General features: G+C 70.6%; 9 protein-coding genes and 1 pseudogene. 3 read left to right on the top strand and 7 right to left on the bottom strand.

From position 1 onward, the window contains the following. Positions 1-320 precede the first annotated feature (320 nt). Entirely contained in the window at positions 321-1,712 is a 1,392-nt protein-coding gene (locus ACFYM2_RS23655; protein WP_388838864.1) for an NAD(P)/FAD-dependent oxidoreductase, read from the bottom strand. Positions 1,713-1,937: 225 nt separating this feature from the next. Further along, the gene (locus ACFYM2_RS23650) at positions 1,938-2,711 is read right to left on the bottom strand and encodes a rhomboid-like protein (RefSeq protein WP_388838861.1); all 774 of its coding nucleotides are present in this window, start codon (positions 2,709-2,711) and stop codon (positions 1,938-1,940) included. 135 nt (positions 2,712-2,846) lie between these two features. Here ACFYM2_RS23650 and ACFYM2_RS23645 point away from each other — a divergent pair, with 135 nt between their 5' ends. Beyond that, entirely contained in the window at positions 2,847-3,323 is a 477-nt protein-coding gene (locus ACFYM2_RS23645; RefSeq protein WP_359006918.1) for a GNAT family N-acetyltransferase, read from the top strand. Positions 3,324-3,588: 265 nt separating this feature from the next. On the opposite strand, the gene ACFYM2_RS23640 is transcribed toward ACFYM2_RS23645, so the two are convergent. The 4 genes from ACFYM2_RS23640 to ACFYM2_RS23625 form a co-directional block, all read right to left on the bottom strand. Then, positions 3,589-3,798 (bottom strand): DUF397 domain-containing protein, encoded by a 210-nt coding sequence (locus ACFYM2_RS23640; RefSeq protein WP_359006921.1) that lies wholly within the window; start codon positions 3,796-3,798, stop codon positions 3,589-3,591. Positions 3,799-4,170: 372 nt separating this feature from the next. Further along, positions 4,171-5,019 (bottom strand): helix-turn-helix transcriptional regulator, encoded by an 849-nt coding sequence (locus ACFYM2_RS23635; RefSeq protein ID WP_359006924.1) that lies wholly within the window; start codon positions 5,017-5,019, stop codon positions 4,171-4,173. A 16-nt stretch (positions 5,020-5,035) separates the two neighbouring features. Then, entirely contained in the window at positions 5,036-5,569 is a 534-nt protein-coding gene (locus tag ACFYM2_RS23630) for a DUF6879 family protein (protein ID WP_359006927.1), read from the bottom strand. Beyond that, the gene (locus tag ACFYM2_RS23625) at positions 5,535-5,804 is read right to left on the bottom strand and encodes a hypothetical protein (protein WP_359006930.1); all 270 of its coding nucleotides are present in this window, start codon (positions 5,802-5,804) and stop codon (positions 5,535-5,537) included. Before ACFYM2_RS23625 ends, ACFYM2_RS23630 begins: the two co-directional genes overlap by 35 nt. 238 nt (positions 5,805-6,042) lie before the next feature. Between ACFYM2_RS23625 and ACFYM2_RS23620 the strand changes: the two are divergent. Both ACFYM2_RS23620 and ACFYM2_RS23615 read left to right on the top strand, forming a co-directional pair. Further along, a pseudogene (locus ACFYM2_RS23620) lies at positions 6,043-6,150 on the top strand (GNAT family N-acetyltransferase); the annotation flags it as partial. A gap of 141 nt (positions 6,151-6,291) precedes the next feature. Next, positions 6,292-6,975 carry a pentapeptide repeat-containing protein gene (locus ACFYM2_RS23615; protein ID WP_350231791.1) on the top strand — a complete coding sequence of 228 codons (684 nt, stop codon included), beginning with the start codon at positions 6,292-6,294 and terminating at the stop codon, positions 6,973-6,975. Between the two features lie 136 nt (positions 6,976-7,111). Here ACFYM2_RS23615 and ACFYM2_RS23610 read toward each other — a convergent pair whose 3' ends face one another. Then, positions 7,112-7,612 (bottom strand): hypothetical protein, encoded by a 501-nt coding sequence (locus tag ACFYM2_RS23610; protein ID WP_359006935.1) that lies wholly within the window; start codon positions 7,610-7,612, stop codon positions 7,112-7,114. Positions 7,613-7,963: the final 351 nt, after the last annotated feature.

Genomic DNA, 7,963 nt, shown 5'->3' with positions numbered 1-7,963 from the left:
CCGTTCGCGCTGAAGGCGCTCGCCCTCAATCGCCGGGCAGGCTGAAGTATGCAGGGCTGGCCAGCACGGGCCCTGCCAGGGGCGCGGGGAACTGCGCGGGGAGCGCCCACGGTCCGCAGCCGGGATTCCTGGGGCTCCGCCCCAGACTCCGTTCGCGCTGAAGGCGCTCGCCCTCAATCGCCGGGCAGGCTGAAGTATGCAGGGCTGGCCAGCACGGGCCCTGCCAGGGGCGCGGGGAACTGCGCAACACGCTCGGCCCGGGTCGGCGGAAACCCGGCACCCGGCACCCGGCACCCCGCACCCCGCACCCGCACCCCGTCTCAACCGCGCCCCGCCACACGATCCGCCAGCACCGCCACCGGATCCGTCGTGGCGCGGGCACGCGCGAGCTCACGCCGGTCCGCCCCGCGATACGCCGCGTACATGCCGCGCACCCCGAGCCACCGCAACGGCTCCGGCTCCCACATCCGCACCTTGTGGCCGACCCACGGCAGACTCGTGAGGCCGGTCTCCCCGGCCTCGCCCGAGTCCCGCCGCACCAGATCCCGCAGGGTCCGCGCCGCGAGGTTCGCCGTGGCCACGCCCGAGCCGACGTAACCACCCGCCCACCCGAGCCCGGTCGTACGGTCCAGGGCGACCGAGGCGCACCAGTCGCGCGGCACGCCGAGCACCCCCGACCAGGCGTGGCTGATCCGTACCCCGGCCAGCTGCGGGAAGAAGCGGACCAGGATCTCGCGCAGGGCGCTCACCGTGGCCGCCTGGGTGCGGCCGTCGTTGTCGGTGCGCGACCCGAACCGGTACGGCACCCCCCGCCCGCCCAACGCGATCCGGTCGTCCGCGGTGCGCTGCGCGTACATGTACGCGTGCGCCATGTCGCCCAGCGTCTCGCGCCCCGCCCAGCCGATCGCCTCCCACACCTCGGGCCCCAGCGGCTCCGTCGCGATCATCGAGGAGTTCATGGGCAGCCAGGCCCGCCGCTGCCCCTTGAGGGAGGCGGTGAAGCCCTCCGTGCAGCGCAGCACATAGGGCGCGCGGACGGTCCCGTACGGCGTGACGGCGTGCCCGGGCCGGATCTCGGTGACCGGCGTCGACTCGTACACCCGCACCCCCAGCGTCTCCACCACCGAGGCCAGCCCCTTGACCAGTTTCACGGGGTGGACGCGCGCCCCGTGCGGCGTCCACGTCGAGCCCACCGCTCCCGCGACCCGGATCCGCGCGGCCGTCTCGCGCGCGCCGAGCAGCAGCCGGTCCTTCTCGCCGAAGGCGGTCTCGGCGGCGTGAAAGGCCTTGAGCCGCGCCAACTGGGCCGGGGTGTAAGCCACTTCGAGCACCCCGCCCTGGTGGATGTCGGCGTCGATGGACTCCGCCGCCGCCACCCGCACCACCTCGTCCACGGTGTCGTTCATCGCCTCCTGGAGGCGCACCGCGCTGTCCCGGCCGTGCAGCGCGGCGTACCGGTCGCGGCCCGCGATGCCGTTGTAGAGCCAGCCGCCGTTGCGCCCGGACGCGCCGTAGCCGCAGAAACGGGATTCGAGGACGGCGACGTCGAGGAAGGGCGCCGCCTTCTTCAGGTAGTACGCCGTCCACAGGCCGGTGTATCCGCCGCCGACGATCACCACGTCGGCGCTGGCGTCGCCGGGCAGTGGCTCGCGGGGCGTGGGCAGGCCGTCGGCCGCGTACCAGAACGAGATTCCGCCGTTGATCGCACTCATGGCCCCTGTTCGTACACCCGCCCAACGTCCCTGTCCACCCATGGAATCCGCAGGTGAGGGGCGCGTTGCGGATTCCGTGGGGGGCGAGACGGCGTGGGCGGGCCGTCCGGCGGCCGGTGGAGCGCGGCGGGGTGTTCGGTGCCGGGAGGTGGGTGGTGCGGAAATCGTCGTGGACGCACCGGACGCGCCCCACACTGTGGCCGTGTACGCCCCTCACCGGGCCGGTTACGGGCGAGCGCGCTTCGGCGAGGCGGAGTTCCGGAAGGGTGCTCGCCGGGGTCGACCCGTCCTGAACCCCGGGCGTGGCCGCCGCGCGAAGCCGCCCCGGGCCCGCCCGACGGCCGTGCGGGCCGCGTCGGCCGGGTTCCACGGGGCGCCGCCCCGCCCCCGGGTCAGCGGATACCAGGCGAGACCGATGAGCACGGACGCGAAGTGGCCGAGGTCGGTGAAGGTGCGCCCGTCGAGCAGCGGGGCGCCGTAGAGGACGAGGACGACGAGCAGATAGAGGTACCGGTACGGTCGCGTGATCCGGTACGTCAGGACCGCGACGACCCCGGCCAGAGCGTAACTGACGCCTACGTCAAGGGTGTTGACGGCCGCGCGCGGCGCGTAGTCGTGCCGGATCGCCCACAGCAGGGCGCCCTCGCTGACGAAGGTGGCGGCCACGTGCGTACCGAAGGCGACGACCAGCCAGCGCCAGGTGCGCAGCCAGCGCTCGGCCGGGGCGTGGAAAAGGGCGTACAGGACCGCGTACGACAGCCAGCTGCCGCCGTCGATCCAGAACGCGCTGGTCATCAGGACCCGGCGCGGGTTGGCCGACAGCTCGTGGATGTTGGTGGAGCGCTGGCGCAGGAAGTCCGCCTCGAACTCCGGTGACATGTGACGCAGGGCGATGGTGGTGACGAACAGCGCGGCCAGCCACAGACAGGTGCCGGGCGCGCCGCGGACATGGCCCAGCACGGCACGGACCGGCCGCATGCCCGGGGAGCGGAACCTCATGCCCCCGATTCACGCACGCGGGCGGGGCGGCCGCCGGGACCGACATCCGGGGCGGGGGCCGCGTGAACGGCAGGGCGCTGTCCGCTGGGCGGAACGGGCCGGTGGCGCCGGGCCCGGGCGCCATAGTGTGCCGGCATGATCCGCGACGCGACCCCCGCAGACGTACCCGTGCTCCACGCGATGATCCGTGAGCTCGCCGCCTACGAGAAGTGCCCGGACGAGGCCCGGGCCACCCAGGCCCAGCTGCGGGAGGCCCTGTTCGGCGAGCGGCCCGCGGCCTTCGCGCACCTCGCCGAGGACGCGACGGGCGCCCCGGTCGGCTTCTCGATCTGGTTCCTGAACTTCTCCACGTGGCGCGGGACGCACGGCATCTACCTGGAGGACCTGTACGTACGCCCCGAGGCACGCGGCGACGGCCACGGACGCGCCCTCCTGGCGGAGCTGGCCGGCATCTGCGTGGCCCGGGGCTATGAGCGGCTGGAGTGGTCCGTCCTCGACTGGAATGTGCCTGCCATCGAGTTCTATCGATCACTCGGAGCAGTGTCACTGTCGGAGTGGACGGTGAACCGGCTCACGGACGACGCGCTGAGGAAGCTGGGCGGGGCCGAGTAGCCCCCGGCTGATCAGCGGAAACCCCGGCTCCTCTGCCACGGGGGAGGCGGAGGAGCCGGGGCCTGAGCCGTTCTCGCTCAGTGTTCTCGGGGCCGGTACGGAAGCTGCGTAGCGTGTCCTGTCCATGGTTGCGGCCCGGGGCACGGGGGTGGCGGGGGTGGAGCGATCGGTTCGCCACACGGTAGGCAGAACGCCCAGCCCGTTTCCGGGTCCGTCTCGCACTCGGCATGACAGAACGGGCATTCCTTCATGCGGGCCTCTCAGGTCATGCCGTGACGTCGTACTCCCCGGCCTTCACGGCACGGGTGAACAGCTCCCAGGACTCCGCCGTCATCGTAACGACGGTGTCCGGGTCGGTACTGTCGCGGAACGCCACCACGCCCGGCACGTTGGTCGCTACCTCCGGGCAGTTGTTCTGCGTGCGTGGGCGGCACGCGGTCATGCCAACGAACTCGAATGAGGGGTGTTCGGTCATGATCTCTGTCCCATCGCCATGCGTGCGGGGAGACGTTCCCCGCGCCGTGGTGCCTGCCCGAACCCCGTTGGCTGTTGTGATTCGTAGCCGAGAACCGGAACTGGGGGCCTGGCCGGCGGGGAGGTCCCGCATCCTTCGGTGCTGCTCGCCCGTCTGAGACTTGACCGCCCCGGGCGCAGCTCCGGGAGAGGGCGTCACGCCGGAGGGCCGCCGCCTGGCGGGCCAACCATTGCGGTGGCGGAACGGGCGAAGCGCGCCCGCTGCCTTGATTCCTCCTGGGCCATGGCTCTTCCCTTCGAACGTTGTCGGTAGGACCAAGCTAGGAAGGCGGGACTCCCAACGGCCAGCAGCGTGCACGATGTTGCACGGACATTAGTCGAGCTGGTTGATCTCGTACGAAATCAAGGCTCGTGCCGAGGCACCGTAGACCGCCATGTCGGCAAGCTCCGCGAAGGTGTCGGCGTATGTGGCCACCTCGCTGGGCTGGGTCAGGGTGAGATACCCGGAGACAAGCTCCACGTTCACCTGCGACGCGTCGAAGATCCAGAACCCTTCCACTGGCATCCGTCGGCGGGTCGCGCTCATCGGCACAACTCCCAGGCTGACACTGGGCAGAGTGCTGACGGTCCGCAGGCGTTCAAGTTGTCCGCGCTGGACCTCTGTGCCGCCGATCCCGTTCCGCAGGACCGGTTCCTCCACAAGGAACGCGAACCGCCGGCCCCCCTCGTACAACACCCGCTGACGCTCCATACGGACGGCCACGGCCTCCGCTACGTCGTCCACCTCGACTCGCCGCCGCTGGACCGCCCGCAACACCGCTTCGGTGTACCCGTGGGTCTGGAGCAGCCCCGGCACCAACCACGAGGAGTACGCCCGGAAACGGTGGGTCCGTTCGAACAGGGGACGGCGAGATTCCTGAGCGTGCTTGAGCCCGGCCCGCTCCATGCGTCGCCAACCGGTCCACATGCCTTCAGCGGCTCGCAGAGACGCAACCAGGTCCGCAGCCTGGTCCGCTGCCCCGCACGCATGCGCCCAGGCCCGGACGTCGTCAGCGGACGGGGGCGTCCGCGCATTCATGATTCGGGACGACTTGGAACGACTCCAGCCGCAGCGATCTGCGATGTCCTGGCCGCTCAGCCCGGCATCCCGGCAAAGCTCCGTAAGGCGGTCTGCCAGGGCTTGCCGGGCCTGCCGTGCGCTGGATGAGGGCGAAACAGCCATGTCACGTTCTCGGCGTTCAGGCGGGCCGATACTCCTCGTGAGGAATGGCTCGCTGCCACACGGCCTCGAACGCGTCAGTGGCCAGCTTCACCCGTGCTGAGTCATCGGCGTACTCGCGGCCATCCTGCGCGAGTTGGCCCTCACCGGTGAAGTGATGGAACAGCGCGATCGAGTTGTCGAACACCCAGAAGTCTGTACCTGGAAAGGCCAGGTCTGTTGTCTGTCGGCGCGGCAGCCAGCGCACCGACTCACCCGCGGCAATGTTGGTGAACGTCAGGTCGTACTCGTACCGCGCGTACGCGCTCAGCGGCTCGGAGACGATCCGTGCCCGCCGAACGGTCACCCCACGGGCAACGGCATCCCGAACGGCGTCATGCCAGCCGCCCCACCATGCCGAGTGGTCGAGGGGGTTGAGACGCTTCCCGCCCTGCCAGGCGATGAATTCCGGGTCGTCGAGCATGTACGAATCCCGCAGCTCAAGGTGGACCGCCGACCTTTTGGCAGTGGCCAGGGCGTTACGCGCGGGTGGTTGCACTGCCGTTCTCTCCATCCGTGGGGCGGGGGATGTATTTCAGCATCTCCGCCGGTAGCCGGACGATCGTCTCGTGGTTGGGAACGTCCGTTGAGTGGCCGGGGACGGAGCCGATCTCCTGGCATGCCTTCACCTCCTCCTCAGTCGCCTTGTACGACTGAATCAAGAGGTCTCCGGTCTCCTCATGGAGCCAGATCGTCGGGGACTCGTCGGTGGGCGTGTTAGAGATGATCCCGAGGAACCTTAAGGTCACGAGCGCTCCCGCTGTCGAGTGGGTTGCACCAGCGTGCACGAGCCTCGCGCCTGCCTATGACCAGGGTCAAGAGGGCCTTCAGGAACGTCGAAAGCACCAGTCGCATGCCCATAACTGAGCGGTCCTGGGGCGATATGGCGGCGAAACAGCAGTGGTCCAATATGCCAGAAGAGGCATTCTTGCAGGTCAGATGCTTACAGCGTGTCGGGGTAGGGGTCCTGACGGGCCCTAGAACCTCTACGAGTCGTTGGGTGCGCGGCCGCAGGACGAGTGGGCGGTGTCCCGGCTGACGGACGGTGCGCTGAGCGAGCTCGGTGGTCAAGTGACGGGCAGCGGCCTTCGATAGTTGATGCTTCGCCTGGTGGCGTGCCGTTGCTCGGGCCGCGTGGCGGGAATGTGACATGTCCGGGGCAGGAATGTCCGGAGTGAGGGGTTCCCCCGGTCGCGAGCAGGGGTGATTGTCAGTGTCATGGTCCAGCATGGGGACATGGCAGCGGCACGGAGTGCGAAGAAGACGGCGGCCGGCGCGGGTGCCCGCAGGGCGGAGGTGCGCCTGCCACCACTGGCGCCGTTCGGCGCGGGTGAACTGGAGCCGGAGGGTGATTATGACGGGCTTGAGTTCAGGGATCTCGACCTGGCGCGCCAGCAGGCGCCCAGCGCGCGCTTCCTCGACTGCGGCATCTACGGCTGCGTCCTGGACGATACGAAACTGAGTGGAGCCCGCTTCATCGACTCGGTGCTCTCCGGGATCCGCGGTGTGGGCACGGACATGGCGCGGGCCAAGCTGCGCGACGTGGAGGTGCGGGACGTCCGGATGGGCGGAGTTCAGCTGCACGGGTCGGTCCTGGAGCGGGTGCTGGTCAAGGGCGGGAAGATCGACTATCTGAATCTGCGCGAGGCCGAGCTGCGCGATGTCGTCTTCGACGGGTGCGTGCTGGCCGAGCCGGACTTCGGCGGCGCCAAGCTGACCCGGGTGGAGTTCCGCGGCTGCGAGCTGCGCGGGGCGGACTTCACGGGCGTGCGGATGACGCAGGTCGATCTGCGCGGGGCGACTCTGCTCGACATCGCGCGCGGGGTGGAACGCCTGGCCGGCGCGGTCATCAGCCCGGCCCAACTCCTTGATCTGGCCCCGGCGTTCGCGGCGCAGGTGGGGGTGCGGGTGGAGGCGTGATGGTGGGGGCGTGAGGGCGGGAGTGGCGCGGCTTGGGCCGGGTCGGCCCCGGGCGCGTGCGCCTCTTGCCCGGGGTGGGGCGGGCCCGGGGGGCGTCCGCCTCTCGGCCTGGGTGGGTGTCGGGGCCCCCGGGCCGTCAGTCGACGCGTGGGAAGCGGGCTTGGAGGTCCCAGACGACCGGGTTCTCGCCCAGGTCCTCGTGCAGATCGGTCAGGTCGGCGATCAGATCGTGCAGGAAGTCCCTTGCCTCGCGGCGCAGTTCGGTGTGCGAGAACGTGAGGGGTTCCTCGTCGCCGGGCATCCAGTCGGCCTCGACGTCCACCCAGCCGAAGCGGCGTGCGAAGAGCATGCGGTCGGAGGACTCGGTGAAGTCGATCTCGGCGTACTGGGGCCGGGCGGCGCGGGAGCCCAGGGGGTCCCGGTCAAGGAGCTCGACGGTGTCGCACAGCGCCCACGCGAAGTCGAGCACCGGCACCCATCCCCAGGCTGTGGACACCTCGCGGTCCGCCTTGGTGTCGGCGAGATAGACGTCTCCGCAGAAGAGGTCGTGACGCAGGGTGTAAACGTCCGCGGTTCGGTAGTCGATGCGGGTGGGGTCGGGGAAGCGGCGGGATAGGGAGTAGCCGATGTCGAGCACGGGTCGATGGTGTCATGGCGGCTCCCCCAGCCCCGCGTACGGGTGCCACCCCCGTGTACGGGTGCACCCCCGGGTGCGGGTGCACCCCCGCGTGCGGGTGCACCCCCGCGTACGTATGCACTCCCGGTTCGCACGGGCCCCGCGCCCGCATGGCGGCCGGCCCGTGCCCCCGCACACCGGGCCCGGAAGCGGAACCGGCACCCGGCGCGTGCCCAGGCCGGGCCCGTAAGCGGAACCGGCACCCGGCCCGGAGCCGGAACCCGGTGTGGCCGGCGCGGCCAGAGGCGTCCTCGACGAGACGTTCGCGCGAGCCCGCGTCGCCACGCTGCGGAAGCAGTCCCCGGCGGGGGG

Source organism: Streptomyces sp. NPDC006711 (assembly GCF_042869775.1).
Taxonomy (GTDB): Bacteria; Actinomycetota; Actinomycetes; order Streptomycetales; family Streptomycetaceae; genus Streptomyces.
Note: the sequence above shows the minus strand (reverse complement) of the source record. Positions and strands in the feature narration are given on the sequence as shown.

Excerpts from the sequence above, each read along its gene's own strand:
- ACFYM2_RS23640 (WP_359006921.1), bottom strand. The coding sequence starts at position 3,798 with ATGACCGAACACCCCTCATTCGAGTTCGTTGGCATGACCGCGTGCCGC.
- ACFYM2_RS23635 (WP_359006924.1), bottom strand. The coding sequence starts at position 5,019 with ATGGCTGTTTCGCCCTCATCCAGCGCACGGCAGGCCCGGCAAGCCCTG.
- ACFYM2_RS23650 (WP_388838861.1), bottom strand. The coding sequence starts at position 2,711 with ATGAGGTTCCGCTCCCCGGGCATGCGGCCGGTCCGTGCCGTGCTGGGC.
- ACFYM2_RS23615 (WP_350231791.1), top strand. The coding sequence starts at position 6,292 with ATGGCAGCGGCACGGAGTGCGAAGAAGACGGCGGCCGGCGCGGGTGCC.
- ACFYM2_RS23645 (WP_359006918.1), top strand. The coding sequence starts at position 2,847 with ATGATCCGCGACGCGACCCCCGCAGACGTACCCGTGCTCCACGCGATG.
- ACFYM2_RS23630 (WP_359006927.1), bottom strand. The coding sequence starts at position 5,569 with ATGGAGAGAACGGCAGTGCAACCACCCGCGCGTAACGCCCTGGCCACT.
- ACFYM2_RS23655 (WP_388838864.1), bottom strand. The coding sequence starts at position 1,712 with ATGAGTGCGATCAACGGCGGAATCTCGTTCTGGTACGCGGCCGACGGC.